At 38.1% G+C, this 15401-nt stretch carries 19 protein-coding genes; 7 read left to right on the plus strand and 12 right to left on the minus strand.

The window, feature by feature from the left end; genetic code table 11:
* Positions 1-31 precede the first annotated feature (31 nt).
* Positions 32-1240 (minus strand): NAD(P)/FAD-dependent oxidoreductase, encoded by a 1209-nt coding sequence (locus IEX29_RS17670; protein WP_188735756.1) that lies wholly within the window; start codon positions 1238-1240, stop codon positions 32-34.
* Positions 1241-1565: 325 nt separating this feature from the next.
* Between IEX29_RS17670 and IEX29_RS17675 the strand changes: the two genes are divergently transcribed.
* Positions 1566-2549, plus strand: coding sequence for an NAD(P)/FAD-dependent oxidoreductase (locus tag IEX29_RS17675; protein WP_188735758.1), 984 nt, complete (start codon positions 1566-1568; stop codon positions 2547-2549).
* A 219-nt stretch (positions 2550-2768) separates the two neighbouring features.
* On the opposite strand, the gene IEX29_RS17680 is transcribed toward IEX29_RS17675, so the two are convergent.
* The 3 genes from IEX29_RS17680 to IEX29_RS17690 form a co-directional block, all read right to left on the minus strand.
* Positions 2769-3125, minus strand: coding sequence for a HesB/IscA family protein (locus IEX29_RS17680; protein ID WP_147211608.1), 357 nt, complete (start codon positions 3123-3125; stop codon positions 2769-2771).
* A gap of 77 nt (positions 3126-3202) precedes the next feature.
* Entirely contained in the window at positions 3203-4057 is an 855-nt protein-coding gene (dapF, locus tag IEX29_RS17685) for a diaminopimelate epimerase (protein WP_188735760.1), read from the minus strand.
* A gap of 20 nt (positions 4058-4077) precedes the next feature.
* Positions 4078-4404, minus strand: coding sequence for a YuzD family protein (locus IEX29_RS17690; RefSeq protein WP_188735762.1), 327 nt, complete (start codon positions 4402-4404; stop codon positions 4078-4080).
* Positions 4405-4580: 176 nt separating this feature from the next.
* On the opposite strand from IEX29_RS17690, the gene IEX29_RS17695 reads away from it, so the two are divergent.
* Entirely contained in the window at positions 4581-4805 is a 225-nt protein-coding gene (locus IEX29_RS17695; RefSeq protein ID WP_188735764.1) for a NifU family protein, read from the plus strand.
* 69 nt (positions 4806-4874) lie between these two features.
* Here IEX29_RS17695 and IEX29_RS17700 read toward each other — a convergent pair whose 3' ends face one another.
* Positions 4875-5840 (minus strand): 2-hydroxyacid dehydrogenase, encoded by a 966-nt coding sequence (locus tag IEX29_RS17700; protein WP_188736049.1) that lies wholly within the window; start codon positions 5838-5840, stop codon positions 4875-4877.
* A 164-nt stretch (positions 5841-6004) separates the two neighbouring features.
* Positions 6005-6970, minus strand: coding sequence for a YutH/CotS family kinase-like spore coat protein (locus tag IEX29_RS17705; RefSeq protein WP_188735766.1), 966 nt, complete (start codon positions 6968-6970; stop codon positions 6005-6007).
* Between the two features lie 86 nt (positions 6971-7056).
* Here IEX29_RS17705 and IEX29_RS17710 point away from each other — a divergent pair, with 86 nt between their 5' ends.
* Positions 7057-7575, plus strand: coding sequence for a phosphatidylglycerophosphatase A family protein (locus IEX29_RS17710; RefSeq protein ID WP_188735768.1), 519 nt, complete (start codon positions 7057-7059; stop codon positions 7573-7575).
* Between the two features lie 136 nt (positions 7576-7711).
* Here IEX29_RS17710 and nucF read toward each other — a convergent pair whose 3' ends face one another.
* The 3 genes from nucF to IEX29_RS17725 all read right to left on the minus strand — a co-directional run bounded on the left by nucF (position 7712) and on the right by IEX29_RS17725 (position 9645).
* On the minus strand, positions 7712-8479 hold the full coding sequence (gene nucF, locus IEX29_RS17715) for a 5' nucleotidase NucF (protein WP_188735770.1): 768 nt from the start codon (positions 8477-8479) through the stop codon (positions 7712-7714).
* Between the two features lie 62 nt (positions 8480-8541).
* A complete protein-coding gene (locus IEX29_RS17720) occupies positions 8542-9177 on the minus strand; it encodes a helix-turn-helix transcriptional regulator (RefSeq protein ID WP_188735772.1) in 636 nt (211 codons plus the stop codon).
* Positions 9178-9207: 30 nt separating this feature from the next.
* Positions 9208-9645, minus strand: a complete 438-nt coding sequence (locus IEX29_RS17725; RefSeq protein WP_188735774.1) for a DUF86 domain-containing protein — start codon at positions 9643-9645, stop codon at positions 9208-9210.
* A 161-nt stretch (positions 9646-9806) separates the two neighbouring features.
* Here IEX29_RS17725 and IEX29_RS17730 point away from each other — a divergent pair, with 161 nt between their 5' ends.
* Both IEX29_RS17730 and IEX29_RS17735 read left to right on the plus strand, forming a co-directional pair.
* Complete coding sequence (locus tag IEX29_RS17730) at positions 9807-11237, plus strand: amidase (RefSeq protein WP_188735776.1); 1431 nt, start codon at positions 9807-9809, stop codon at positions 11235-11237.
* 62 nt (positions 11238-11299) lie between these two features.
* The gene (locus IEX29_RS17735; protein ID WP_188735778.1) at positions 11300-11548 is read left to right on the plus strand and encodes a hypothetical protein; all 249 of its coding nucleotides are present in this window, start codon (positions 11300-11302) and stop codon (positions 11546-11548) included.
* Positions 11549-11622: 74 nt separating this feature from the next.
* Here IEX29_RS17735 and IEX29_RS17740 read toward each other — a convergent pair whose 3' ends face one another.
* The gene (locus tag IEX29_RS17740; protein WP_188735780.1) at positions 11623-11898 is read right to left on the minus strand and encodes a YutD family protein; all 276 of its coding nucleotides are present in this window, start codon (positions 11896-11898) and stop codon (positions 11623-11625) included.
* A 203-nt stretch (positions 11899-12101) separates the two neighbouring features.
* Between IEX29_RS17740 and IEX29_RS17745 the strand changes: the two genes are divergently transcribed.
* Positions 12102-12650, plus strand: coding sequence for a YhcN/YlaJ family sporulation lipoprotein (locus tag IEX29_RS17745; protein ID WP_229720276.1), 549 nt, complete (start codon positions 12102-12104; stop codon positions 12648-12650).
* Positions 12651-12715: 65 nt separating this feature from the next.
* Positions 12716-13666 carry a M23 family metallopeptidase gene (locus IEX29_RS17750; protein ID WP_373290694.1) on the plus strand — a complete coding sequence of 317 codons (951 nt, stop codon included), beginning with the start codon at positions 12716-12718 and terminating at the stop codon, positions 13664-13666.
* Positions 13667-13749: 83 nt separating this feature from the next.
* On the opposite strand, the gene IEX29_RS17755 is transcribed toward IEX29_RS17750, so the two are convergent.
* Together IEX29_RS17755 and IEX29_RS17760 are read right to left on the minus strand one after the other, a co-directional pair.
* A complete protein-coding gene (locus IEX29_RS17755; protein WP_188735784.1) occupies positions 13750-13851 on the minus strand; it encodes a methionine/alanine import family NSS transporter small subunit in 102 nt (33 codons plus the stop codon).
* A 14-nt stretch (positions 13852-13865) separates the two neighbouring features.
* Positions 13866-15389 carry a sodium-dependent transporter gene (locus tag IEX29_RS17760; protein ID WP_188735787.1) on the minus strand — a complete coding sequence of 508 codons (1524 nt, stop codon included), beginning with the start codon at positions 15387-15389 and terminating at the stop codon, positions 13866-13868.
* Positions 15390-15401 lie beyond the last annotated feature (12 nt).

Raw genomic sequence — 15401 nt, forward strand, 5'->3', positions numbered from 1 at the left:
CAGCATCTGCCAAGCTTTGCTTTTTTGTCAATTATAATAAATGAAAATTCCCCTTCTTCAACAGCAAATTCCAGCCACCTAATTTATATAAATAATGATTATCAGAGATCCGTTTTATTAATACCGCTTTCCAGCCGAATACCTTATGATTCTGTATCGTCGCTACCCCGTCATCCCTTCCTAAGGTTGCAAGCATACCCTGCTTAACCGGCTGACAGGAAGTAAGTTCTTTATTCCTGAGCCACAAGGAGATATTTTTTACAACAACAGCTGCCTCCTCTACGGCTTTTTTGGCAGTTGGAAGAATTTCTTCTCCATTTTCATTTACAGTATAGGCACACTCGCCGACAACGAATATCGAATCATCTTTGGTAGACAGCATATTAGAATATACTTCTATTTTTTTATTTTTCAAGGTTAGTCCAGCTTTTTCAAAAATTGGATTAGCTTCTACTCCTCCAGTCCAGATAAAAGTGCGGGAGGGAATAACATATTCTTTTCCTTCTACTTCATAAATGACTTTGTTATCCTGGCACTCATTCAGCTTAGCCTGATGAATAACTTCTACTCCCCTGGATTGTAAAGAAGTGATTGCATAATGTGCCAATTCCTCATCAAACCCTTGCAGTAAAGTAGTACTTTCTTCGAGCATATAGAGATGCACCTGTGTTTTCTCAACATCATATTCTTTGCACATAATTGGAATCTGATTGATGAGCTCCCCGGCAAATGCAACACCAAGGATCCCTCCACCGCCAATCACAATATTTAATCTGCTTTCGTCCTTTTTGATACCATTGGCGTAGCTGGCAAAATTATATTCAATGTGTTCACGGATAAAACGGGCACTGTTAATATCTGTGATAGGATAAGTATACTCATTCAGTCCTGGAATTCCTTTCGTATTTGGCTCAGCCCCCAGTCCGATTACGAGTAAATCATAATTAAGCTTCCTATTTTTAAGCCTAATCTTTTTGGTTTCCCGTTTGATAGAAACAACTTCATCTATTATAAAATTTATTTTTGAACGATTGATGATATCTTTTATTTTTATTTTAGAGCAATCCTGATGTAGAGTACCAGCAGCATTCTCATGCAGACAGCTTGTTTGGAAATGATAGTCATATTTATGAACTAATGTAATTTCTGCTTCATTCTGTCCAAGCTGCTTCTGAAGCTTAACTGCCGTCATTATACCTCCATAACCCGCTCCCAATATTACAATATGCGGTTTATTCATGGTTTTTCACTACTCCTATTAATTAATATAATTCTTACAAAAAATTGAAAAACAAAATATTTTTGTCATATAAATAACTTCATTTTGTAATCAAACTGTAATAATCACTAACCTATCTTAAATGCTCTGCTAAAAAATAGCAAGCTTTAAAATCTCTTTTTTATCTATACTTATGAAGAAAAAGGGGAAGACATGCAAAGAGCATTCAACTGTCAAAATAAGATACTTTTGAATTATCCTTCCTTTTGAAACGATTTAATACAAACAAAAACGAGTTTATGATACCATAGGATTGGTAAACGTCTAGAAAGAAAAGAGGTATTCTATGGAGAAAGTTTTTGATGTAACCATCATTGGAGCTGGACCCACTGGCTTATTCACAGCCTTTTACGGCGGCATGCGTCAAGCCAGTGTTAAAATAATTGAAAGCCTGCCTCATATCGGAGGACAATTGACAGCATTATATCCGGAGAAATATATATATGATGTTGCAGGTTTTCCAAAAGTTCGTGCACAGGAGCTTGTTGATCAATTGGAAGAACAGGCAAAATTATTTGACCCTGAGATTGTACTTGGTCAGGCTATCGAAAGTGTTGATCGGTTGGAAGATGACAGCTTCCGTCTCATTTCAGACACTGGAGAGGTTCACCTGACAAAAACAATTATTATCACTGCCGGCAACGGCGCATTTCAGCCAAGGAGATTAAATGTAGGTGACAGTGAAGCATATGAAGGCAGAAATTTACATTATTATGTGACGGATATGAATAAATACAAGGATAAGCACGTTGCTATTTTGGGTGGAGGAGATTCAGCTGTAGATTGGGCCTTAATGCTGGAGAAAACTGCTGCTAAAGTAACATTAATTCACCGTCGTGATCAATTCCGTGCACATGAACATAGTGTGGAACAATTAGAGGCATCTGCTGTTGAAAAGCTCACACCATTTGCCCCCGCAGCGATTGTTGCAAATGAAAAAATTGAAAAGCTTATCTTACAGGAGATAAAAGGAGAAGAATTGGTCGAGTTAGAAGTTGACGATATTATCTGTAATTACGGATTTATATCCAGTCTGGGACCTATCAAGGACTGGGGATTAGAAATTGAGAAGAATAGTATTGTTGTCAATTCGAAAATGGAGACAAATATCCCGGGAATATATGCTGCAGGAGATGTTTGTACGTATGATGGAAAAGTAAAACTGATCGCAACCGGATTTGGTGAAGGGCCGACAGCTGTGAACAATGCTAAAAATTACATTGATCCAAAAGCAAGAATCCAGCCAAAGCACTCTACAGCAATGTTTTAAAAAATATCTCACAAACTATATTATATTTTGATAGAACGTTTGAATGACATTCATTCAAGCGTTTTTCTTTTAGTGATTGCTAAAAAAGAAGGAAATCGCAGGCAGCTGTCTGCTTTTATCGGGGTGCTAAGTTGCAGTTGGTATAGAGGAAACCTGTCTTACATGTTACAAAGGGATTAAAAGAAAGATTGACAGAATCTTTCTGCCAATCTTTCTCCTTTAACAATCACCGGGCGCGCCGGCGTGCTCTGCAGTACGGAAGGAAGAACCACACCCGCAGGATATAATGGCATTCGGATTATCAATGCTGAATCCGCCGCCCATCATATTCTCTTTATAATCAATCTTTGTACCTTTAATAATAGGTATATCCTGATTGAAAAAAACAATTGGAATATCATTAATCGTTTCAACAATATCCAATTCTTCATTAACCTCATCTTCAAAGCCCAATGAATAAGAAAGACCACTGCATCCGCCGCCTTTTACACCAAAACGGAGAAGCGATTGATCCGGTTCTTCTTTCATCATTTCTTTAATCTGTGCACTTGCACGATCAGTCAGTTCAATGATCATCTTCTGAACCTCCTTTATCCTTGTATATCCTATAAGCTTAGTATACACCTGCACTTGTCAGAATCAAGTAATTCATTCTACGCGTAGAAAATTCCTGATGCAATTGTTTCTGCGCCGCCAGTCATCCAGATATGCTCATCTTCTTTCCATTCAATAACCAAATCTCCGCCAGCTAAATGCACAATTACTTTTTTTCCTTTCGTGACTTTATTATTTAATGTCGCAGCCACAACAGCTGCACATGCTCCGGTTCCACATGCTTCCGTAATCCCTGAGCCGCGTTCCCAGACACGGAAATGTAATTCTTCATCAGACACAACTTCAATAAACTCTGCATTGACACCTTCAGGGAATCGCTCATCTTTTTCCATCATTGATCCAAGTCTTGTCAGAGGTGCCTCATCAATGGCATCAACCATCGTTACAACATGCGGATTTCCCATTGAAACAGCAGTAACATGTAATATTTCATCAGCAACCTGAAACGGCTCATTGATAACTGTTGTCCCTGTTTCTCCAAGCATTGGAATCTGCTCTCTTTGTAAAATAGGCTCTCCCATATCAATAGTGACCTCTTCTACTTCCTTATCTTCATTCACTTTAACAATAGCATGGACAACATTTGCTTTTGTCTGTATGGAAAATTCTTTTGTATTTACAATTCCTGTCTCATAAGCATATTTTGCAGTGCAGCGCAGCCCGTTACCGCAATTCATGCCCTCCGAACCATCCTTATTAAAAATTCGCATTCCTACTTCTGCTTTTTCTGCAGGATGAATCAGAATCATCCCGTCTGAACCAATTCCCGTATTTTGATTTGACATTTTAACAGCTAATTCAGATAGCCTTTCTTCTGGTAAATCAGTATGAAAAAGATCAATATAGATATAATTGTTTCCTAGTCCATGCATTTTTGTAAAGGGTATTTTCATCTGCTTCTCTCCTCTTTTGCTTATCCTTCTTTTGTCTCTAATCCAAGCTGATCTAATACTTGATAGATCGGCTTTAAAGTCGGAATACCTTCAGCTACCATTTTATCATTTACCCATATAATAGGGTAAAAAAGATCCTCTTCAATTATTTTTTCGACATATGCCTGATGAATAGAATCTGATTGCGGTTTATTTATATCAATATAATTATATTGAACGCCGTCAGAAGCATATTTTCTTCCAATGGCTGCCTGGAGCCATTCGTACGTATCTTTGGAGCCTGGGGCGCCAACACAGCTGGCACAGATTTGTTCGCTTCCATAAACTGTTATTGTTATTGCCGACATCTTATACACTCCCCTTCGGAATCATGCTATCTTTTAACATATACCTATATTAATTATTTTACAAAATAAGCGGAAAAAGATAAAATATAATTAACCAGCTAATTGAAAATCATTTTCAAATAGATTTTTGTGTTTAATCGCGTTATAATAGATTTGTAGGAAAGGAGTAGGTTATTGTGGAAGAACAAGTACAAGAAGTATTAAGCAAGCTTCGTCCATTCTTATTACGTGATGGCGGGGATGTAGAATTAATTGACGTTGATGATGACGGCGTCGTTTTATTGCGTCTCATGGGAGCATGCGGCAATTGCCCAAGTTCAACCATTACATTAAAAGCCGGAATTGAACGCGCACTTATGGCAGAGGTTCCCGGTGTAACAGAAATCGAACAGGTTTTTTAATGAATTTAATATAGAACGGAGCGCTCTTTTGCCTTGATAGAGACACTCCGTTTTTTTTATTACCTTTCTTTACGAAACTGGTGTAATGGCTTCTTTTCCGCTGACAACTGCCTGAATATTATCCAGGCAGAGCTGAGCCATTTTTGTTCTTGTTTCCACGCTGGCAGAGCCAATATGTGGAACACATACTGTATTTTTCAAGCCGACAAGCGGATGATCCGCTCTTATTGGTTCTTCGTCAAAAACATCCAGGCCCGCCGCCTGAATTTCCCCCGATTTAAGCGCTTCTGCTAATGCTTCTTCATCCACTACTTTTCCACGTGAGATATTTACAAAAATAGCACTGGATTTCATTTTTTTAAAGGCAGTCTGATTAAATAATTTATCGGTTTCTTTGGTGTGAGGAACAACTGTCACAATAAAATCAGAAGTCTCTAACAGCTCATCGAAGCTGACATACTTTGCATTTAATCGTTCTTCCGCATCTTTCTTTCGGGAACGGTTATGATACTGTATATTCATATCAAACCCAGCTGCCCGTCTTGCAACAGCTTCTCCAATTCTCCCCATTCCAACAATTCCAAGTGTTTTCCCGTAAATATCTGTGCCTGCAAAGAAGAACGGGGCCCATGATTGCCATTTATCCTGTTTCACCCATTCATCTGCCTCCACAATCCGTCTGGCAGTAGCCATAATTAGTGAAAAACCTAAATCTGCAGTTGTTTCCGACAAAACATCAGGGGTATTAGTAACAACAACTTGATGCTTTTTACATGCTTCCACATCAATATTATCGTATCCGACAGCCATATTCGCAACCACCTTTAAATTGGGGGCTTTTGATAACAGCTCCTCATCAACAGAATCACTTAACACCGCGAATAAAGCATCTGCATCTGCTATCTCTTTAAAAAGAGTCTCTCTCGGTACTGGTCCTCCCTCTTTTTCCCACATGCGGATCTCTAATTCGTCCTGATAAGCTTGTAAGTATTTTTCATCAATCCTACGGGTAATGTAGACCTTTGGTTTAGACATACTGGACATACTGGCATTCTACCTCCTGCGATTAAATAATAATTCCTATTCTAGTACGTGTTCAAAAAGTAGGAAAATTAGAAGCAAGAAGGTCAAGGCGACGTAGAGATTCGCCGCTTATCATTTTGGTACTTTTTGAACATCCTCTTATATAATGATACTGCTTACAACCAGCTTATCATAGGAATCCGCCAATCGGAAACATCTACACCCGTCATTTCGTAAAACCGTGCCAGTCTCCTCTCATACACTTCCTGATGCTTTATCAATTGCTCCAATCTTTGAAAATCCTGATATTGAAACCCTTCTTCTAAAAAATCATAAAGATGAATTGGAAAGAATAACCTGGCAAAAATAAGCCTCCATGCAAACACAGATAACGGCTGATAGTCTTGATAATCATTTAAAAATTGATTGATCTCTGTGTCCGGCCGATTATGCAAAAAAGAAAAACGAATATACTCAGCGATATCCCGGGTTGGATGATCATATACAAGTTCATCTGTCCAAATAATTGTTTTCCCAAAAGTATTCCATCTGGAGAAAGCCACTGTACCCTGATCAGTTTGTAAGATTCGCTGTTCTTTTTCACTCTCCCGTAAATATTGAATGGCGTTCTCACTGATTCCAACAATATAGGGTAAAACATCCATTACTTCCGATAAATAACTGCTTGCTGCCTCTTCCTTTGCCTGCCTGGTCAATTCTTCTTCAAAAAAAGTAAGTTTTTCTTCCCAAAGCTTTTTCCATGTACCATAGCTGGAAATAGCTTTAGGCTCATACTGAAAACTGCTGCCAATACGATGAATATCTCCAAGCTTTTTTCCTGCGCTCTCACTTCTTGAAGCCTGTGAATAATCTTCTAATACGAGAACCATCCAAAGCTCATTTCCGTGATTGGTAAACCATTCCCCATTGATATTCCTGATTGGATAAGCTACAGAGGATATTCCATTTTCTCTTAAGAAATAAGCTAAGGTTGCCTGTTCCATTAATATCATTTCCTTGTTTCCAGCAGGAATGGTAAAATAAATATAATGCTCTTTTTGATAACCTTCACGCTCTTCAATAAACTGCTTCCCTTCAACCTGGATTGCATATTGACTTCGGAGCATTTCTGACATAGGCATCAACAAACTCCTCCTTATCGTATATATTAAATATATGAAGGAAATGACTATACAATCATATTAAATCGAAAAAGGTGTGTTTTAAAATGACGAAATATACAAGCAAAACAAAACTGGAAGTTAGAGCAAGACAACTGTTAAAAGATCGTGGTGTAAAAATAGATGATATTGCAGAATTGGTATATTATCTGCAGTCAAAATATCATACAGATTTAACAATGGACAAATGCCGTTTTAATGTGAATCGTGTTTTAACCAAAAGAGAAGTGCAAAATGCTGTTATAACAGGCATTGAGTTAGATGTACTGGCAGAGAAAAAGCTATTAAGCGAACCGCTTCAGGAAACAATTAAAATTGATGAAGGGTTATATGGCATCGATGAAGTAATTGCCTTATCTATCGTTAATGTATACGGCTCCATTGGCTTAACCAATTTTGGTTACATTGATAAACAAAAGCCTGGTATCTTAGAAAAACTAAATGATAAAAGCAGTGGTGAGATTCACACATTTTTAGATGATATCGTCGGTGCTATTGCAGCAGCAGCATCCAGCCGTCTTGCTCATGGTGATGCAGAAAACGAGCATGAAGAGCTGGACGGATAAAGTGACCATTTTCCCATGCACAGATATTTCTTCTTCCATATGAAATAGCGGGAATTGCTTGTCACTCACCCTGTGATAATACAAAAAGAAAAGCATTCATATTCTGTTTAAAAACAGAATATGAATGCTTTTGTTATTACTCAAAAGTCCATTCTAATAAATTCTCAATTATATAGGTCGGTTGTTCCTCAAAAGCAGCCAATTCTTCCTTAGAGGTAACTCCCGTATGAACAAACAAAGTGTCCACACCTGCATTAAATCCTGATTGGATATCTGTTTGGTAATTATCCCCCACCATTAAAACATCCTCTTTTGGAAAACCGAGCACATCTAATGCCTCTTTCATAATAATTGTATCCGGTTTTCCAATAAAAACCGGATTTTGCTGTGTACTAGTTTGCACCAAAGCTGTAAAAGCGCCATTACCAGGTCCCATCCCCGCTTCAGTCGGAATGGCGTGATCCCGATTGGTAGAAATAAATCGTGCACCCTTTCTGATAGCAATACATGCTGTGGCAAGCTTATCATAATTAATATCTCTGTCTAAGCCTACAACAACAGCATCCACATCTGTACTGTCTGTCAATTGGATACCATGTTCCCTTATCGGCTCCTTCAGACCGCTTTGCCCAATACAATAGCATGATTTTACAGACTGGTCCTGCAGATATTTTGCAGTAGCCATGCTGCTTGTAACAATCTGATTATAATCTGCCTGAATCCCTAATTGATTTAATTTTTCAGCTACTTCCTGCGTACTTTTAGTAGAATTATTCGTTACAAACACATATGGAATATTTCTTTGTGCTAATTGGTTCACAAAAGGAATAGCTTCCGGGATGACTTCATTCCCTCTGTACATCGTTCCATCTAAATCAATAAGATATCCTTTATAGTTTTTCACGTTATGACCTCTCTATCTCTATTCCATCATTGAATTTTCTAAATGCTATGCCATCCGATTAATCACTCTGATGTTGCAGCAATTCTCCATTGGCAGCATTTCTCTCCATCGACAAGCAATGATTTTGTCTTTATTTCCCGATCTGGAAATAAGGCTTCGTACATTTCTTTTTCATACTGGCACATGACTGGATAATCTTTTGCCACTTCTAAATAAGGGCAATGAAAATTATTTAATTGAAATCCATCCTGTTCCTTACTCTCCACTTGAAGCATATAACCGCTTTTGTTCTGCAGATCCTTCAAAGCAGTTATTTTCTCTTCCGTAGTCGAATACTTATCTAAATACTTCTTTAATTGTTCTTTTTCTTTGGATGACTGTTTTTTGAGAAGCTCACTGATAAGCTGGTTTCCCTGTAATTCTTCTAAATCATGAAGCAGATCTAAGGAGAGTTCTTTATAGCGATTGGGAAAACGTACCTGACTCTGTTCTGTCAGGGTGTATGTGTGGTAGGGCCGCCCAATCTCTTTTTTATGCTGCTGTACCTCAATAAATCCCTCTTGCACAAGCATATGGAGCTGTTTTCTGACAGCTGTCTCTGAAATAGCAAAGTGCTCCATAATGGCATCCATTGTTAACGTTCCCTGCTCCTTCAGCACCTGGATAATCCTATCCTTTGTCGAGATACGTTTTCCCATCCGCTTAAGCCCCCTTATTAAACGTGCTTATTACTTATTAGAAAAAGCATTTGCAACGCCTAATTCGTTCTGCAGATATTTATCAATCCGCTCCGAAAAATGCGTAAATATATTTAAATTATCTTTGAAAAACTTTTCTAAGCTTTTATGATCGATTGTCTGGTAATCATGTACTAAAGGTTTCCGCCAGAGAATGAGCGCTTTATAAGCCTCCTCCTCCTCCACAGGAATAACTTTTTCATCCACTAAAATATCAATAATATCCTCATAACTGCCGGGATCTCTCATAATAAATCCGTCTATCATCATGTTCCCGACGTCCAGCGTTCCTTCAATAAAAACATGTGCCATACGCTCTAATGCCAAATAATCTATTTTACTTTTATAGGAATGATTTTTCAATGTATCTAAAATGTCAGTCATAAATATCAGTGTGCGCCTAATTTTTTCTTGATCTACAAAATACATTATTGATACCTCCAAAAACGTCTATACTATTATCATATCATAATTACCTGAGTAATTTCACCGGACTTTCATTGAAAATAAAGAAGGCAGACGAATTTTATCCTTCTTTTTCAAAAACATGGTATAGTAAATCTAATAAGAATTAAGGGGACGTATGCACATTGGAAAAGCTACAAATTTTAAAAATGGATGCAGGCAGTATTGCAACGGCAATAAAGAAGAATCAAATTACCTCAGTAGAAGCTGTAACAGTTTTTATAGAACGAATTAAAGAAATTAATCCTTCTATCAACGCTGTTGTGGAAGACCGTTTTTCTGAAGCGCTGCAGGAAGCACATGAAGCAGATAAACAGCTTCAAAATAACAAATCTGCAGGCAGATTACATGGCGTACCAATCAGCATCAAGGAATGCCTCCATGTGGAAGGGATGAAGACAACAGGCGGCTTAGAACATCGCCAGGATCTTATTTATCAGGAAGATGCCGAAGTCGTACATCAATTAAAGCAGGAGGGTGCCATTATTCTTGGGAAAACCAACACTCCGGCACTTTGTTTTTGTCAAGAGACAGATAATAAACTATATGGCAGAACGAATAACCCTTGGGATGTAACTAAAACTGCCGGTGGATCAAGCGGTGGAGAAGGAGCGCTGCTGGCTGCTGGCGGTGCAGCAGCCGGGATTGGTTCTGATATTGGCGGATCCATTCGGTTTCCGGCACATTTCAATGGTGTTATCGGCTTCAAGCCGGGCAACGCTGCCGTATCAGTCGAAGGGCATTTCCCTGCGGTCCAGCATGACCTGCAAAAACGTATGCTTACTGTAGGGCCAATGGGAAAGTCCGTTCAGGATATGCAGCTTATCTACGAAATTTTATCTCAATCGCCGGTAAAGCCGCAAGCTTTGCGTGATTTTAAAATAGAGATATTACCGCTGAATCCCGGCTACCCTCTTTCCACCAGGACAGGACAATTATTAGGGAAGCTGGCGAATTTCCTTGAAAAAATTTACAATGTCCAGCAGATTATGCCTCCTTATTTTAGAGATAGTGCATTAATCTGGCAGGAAGTAATGTCCATCAATGGAAGTAAATTAGTTGAGGATGAAGCTTTTAATAATGACCGTTCCGGCTTATTACGCTCGTTTTTAAGAGAAAAACTGAACCAGCGTACAAATGTTCATCCTTATTTATCCTGGGCAATCATGGGAGCTAAAATGTTCAAACCTTCCCGAAAAAGAATCATGGAAATCACTGATATTCTCCAGCAGGGTGATGAATTGTTAAAGACATATTTCGATAAACGTCTGCTGATTCTGCCTGTTTATTATCAATCTGCGCTGGCGCATGGTCAGGTTTTTAAAGAAATCTTTTCTATCCGTAAAACCTATCTGCAATATATGCCGTATACAGCATACGCAAATGTATGGGGACTTCCCTCTCTTACTGTACCCGTTGGTGAAGATGAGAAAAATATGCCGATAGGAGTACAGATAATCAGCGGGACTGGAAATGAAGACGCCATTTTCCGACTTGGAAAATTACTTACCAAGCGTTTTCGTGGATATAAAATGGCTCCGGTGGAAGAACGGTAATTATTAGAAGGCGTTATTTCCCTCCATCTGTACAAAATGAAATTATAAGGAGGGAAATGAAGATGCCGAAAAAAGATTATCAAGAGCTTTCAACAGTTCAAAAACAGCATGATGCACTAATTCCAGAGGAGTTTCCAGAAGGTTCTTATGGATCAGATATTCGTGAAAATGATTTAGTTTCCGGAAAATCAACAGATTGGGAAGAAGGGCAGCAGCGGACCAGTGCATTTACCTATGCAGATAAAGAACAGCACAAAAAGCTGCAGAGAAGAGCGCCCGGGGCACATCCATTAGAGAAAGAAGAAGATTAACGTTTATTACGGTATAAAAAAAGAAGTTCAAAATGCCTTCTTATTCCATTATAAGAAGATATATTGAACTTCTTTTATTTCTGCACTTTTTTCAAAACAAAATAGGCACAGCCAAAATTACAATATTCATACATATAATCCTGAAAACAGCTGATTTTAGCATCAACGGGAGCCTTGGCATGATTATCATGATAAAAACCCTTTAAACGCAGCTGTTCATATGCCCAATCCCCTACGATAAAATCATATTTCGATAAAACCTCTGAATAACGTTCCTTGATAGCCTCTGCTTCGAAGCCATTTTTATTTTCTTCAATTAATTCATATGTTTTCCCATTTAATTCAATCATGAGATGACACCCACACTCCTTATCAATTACCTTTTAGTTTATCACAGAAACAGTTAGAAAAACCAGAAAAAATTACCTGCATGAATTACGCTTCTTTTCCAAAACTAATCTATATAGAATATCTAAAAACGATAGTAAAAAGAAAAGATATCTGTTTTTCATGCATTTCTTCACTCAAAAAAACTTAACAGGGAGCAATGAATATGAACAAAGGAATAGGAATCATCGTAATGACTATTTTTACAATACTTGCCGGCTGTGGCGCACCTGACCAAAATAATGCAGATCCAGATCCTTTAGATCCAAAGAACAGAAATACGGAGATGAAAACTGACACCAACTCGCCATCACGTGATCAGCTTGGTTTTGTCCGCTATACACAGGATGAATTTGAACAGAATAATCAGTCGGAACCAAAAGCAATCCACGTTGACAGAAATGAAATGGCTGATATGATTACCCGTATTTTATTACAGAACCCTGATTTCAAAGAAGTGGCAACACTGGTGACAGATGAAGAAGCATTAATCGCATTTGAAGCATCTGATAATATTTCTAAACAGGAAGCTATTGAAAATGCAGAAAAGACTGCACTATCGATTCTTCCCGGCTTCTATACAATTCATGCTTCTGACGATAAAAGTTTAGTTCAAAACATTGAAACACTACATTATTCCGTTATGGAGGATGACGACTTAGATATTGATCCATTGGTCCAGACAATCGTTGATTCCATGAAAAAGGATGACTAAAGTGAAATGGCATATCTATATTCCACAAGGAGGTGATTCATCTGGCTAGAATTCGCAATGTCACTCTGACGGTGCTTTGTTTCTTATTTATTTTTCAAACAGCCACTTTGGTACAAGCAGACCCAGAAAATCAAATATATACAGAGAGAATGGCTTTATTTAAAAAAATAGAAGCAATTACACAAGTTCCTTGGTACTATTTTGCAGCAATGGATAATTACGAGCGGAATACACTACCTTCCACGGAAGAAGAAAAAGTTATTTCAATCCAATTCGATGAGACAGAATGGTTTGGTTTGGGAAATGCAGCGAAATCAACTGAACAGGACATTATAAAGCATTTTCGCGGAATTGGTAAAGACGGAAATGATGATAACCAGGCAGATGCTAATGACCCGGAAGACATCCTTTACACAATGGCAAACCACATTTTATCTTACGGCTTACATGAGGACGATGTTAAAATTGCAATTTGGGAGCATTATAAACGTGACTTAACTGTCCAGACTATCATGAATACCGCAAAAGTGTTTCAAAAATTTGGTGATATTCATTTAACAGACCGGGCCTTTCCACTGGATACAAATTATAATTACAGCTATCGCAGTACTTGGGGAGCCCGCCGCGGATTTGGAGGCTTACGAATTCATGAGGGTACAGATATCTTCGCTTCTTATGGGGTTCCTGTTCGATCGACAACGTATGGAGTTGTCGAAATGATGGGTTGGAACTTATATGGAGGATGGCGTATCGGAATTCGCGATATTTACAATATTTATCATTACTATGCGCATATGAGCGGCTTTGACAAAGATATAAAAGTAGGTCAGGTTGTGCAGCCTGGCGATATACTGGGCAGTGTTGGATCAACAGGCTATGGGCCTCCCGGGACATCCGGTAAATTTCCTCCGCATCTTCATTACGGTATGTACAAAGATAACGGATACAGTGAATTTTCATTTGATCCCTATCCTTTTATTTCAAAATGGGAACGGATGGAGAAAAACAACAAGTAAATTCATATTAGCAAAATGGTGTGTATCCCATTCTTAACGGAATACACACCATCTTTTAAATACAATAATAATTTTTATGAAGCTTATCTTTTACCTTTTTGAACTGCATTCCAAATACTGGCTGCTAATCCTCCCCATATAATAACAATGCCGATAATCATTACAATAATTGCTGAAGCACTCATAAGCATGTTCCCTCCTATTTATCGTCGTAATCAGATAAGGAATCATTAGATTTCCATTTTATTGATGCCAGAATAACTCCAAACACTAATACACCTGCTACTACTGCCCAGCCCGTATTATTTATAAAGGCATTGGAGTAGTTTTCATAGTTACCGGAGTCTGTGTCAAACCCTCTCATTAAATTCAATTTAAACAGACCAAACATCATATAACCCATTACAATTGGTGTAATAACAGCTATACTAATCGTCCACCATGAACCAAGCCGAATATCTGATATTTCATTGGCGTGATTTTTAAGCACATTAGTTTTACGAAGAATCCAGGCAATTAAGACTACTTCGACAAGACCAATCATGGCCACACCGAATTGATTAATAAAATAATCAATGTTATCTAAGAAGTATAAACCGCCTTTGGAAGCATATAATAATGAAATTATCGCTGCAAGACCTCCACCAAAAAGCACAGCTTTCGATCTTGAAATTTTGAATTTATCTACTAATGCAGCTACATAAGTCTCTGTAATAGACATTAGTGATGTAATTCCGGCAAGAGTCAAAGATATAAAGAATAACGCTCCAAACAATCCGTTAAATGCAGGCAATTCGTTAATAATAGCAGGGAATACAACAAATGCAAGCCCAACTCCTCCAGCTACTACTTCATCCACACTTACACCAGCTGAAGAGGCCATAAATCCTAATATTCCAAATACACCAATTCCAGCTAACAGTTCAAAACCGGAATTGCCAAACCCGACAATAAATGCGTTATTCGTAATATCTGATTTTTTAGGTAAATAACTTGAATAAGTAATCATAATTGCAAAAGCAATAGATAAACTGAAGAAAATCTGTCCATATGCTGCAATCCATACACTAGGTGACAAAATTTGACTAAAATCAGGTGTAAAGAACGCATTCAAACCTTCCATTGCACCAGGTAAAGTGACGGCTCTAATTACCACAACAAGAAATACAATAAGAAGCAAAGGAATAAAAATACGGTTTGCTACCTCAATCCCTTTTTTAACACCTCGGAATAAGATTCCAAGTACTAATAGCCAAGTGATAATAAGCGGAATTAGCACGCCTGGTACCAGGCCGCCTATTTGACCGGGAATTTCAGCTAATTGCAGATACTCTCCAAATAAAAAATCTTCTGTATTTGCTCCCCAGGATTGATTGAAAGAAAAGATAGAATAAGATATTGCCCAGGCAATAATCACGGAATAGTATGTTGAAATGACAAATGCGACAAGTACTGCCCACCATCCGATAAATTCTGTTTTCTTATTAATTCTTCGAAACGTTAAAGGTGCAGATCCACGATACTTTTGACCCATAGCAAATTCCATAATTAGAATAGGAATACCTGCTGTCAATAAAGCAAATAAATAAGGAATAAAGAATGCTCCGCCACCGTTCTCATAAGCAACTGCCGGAAAACGCCATATATTTCCTAAACCGATCGCTGATCCGACAGCCGCCATAATAAATCCGGCCCGTGTTCCCCATTGTGAACGATTTTCCATCCATAATAACCT

Source organism: Oceanobacillus neutriphilus (assembly GCF_014645515.1).
Lineage (GTDB): Bacteria > Bacillota > Bacilli > Bacillales > Amphibacillaceae > Oceanobacillus > Oceanobacillus neutriphilus.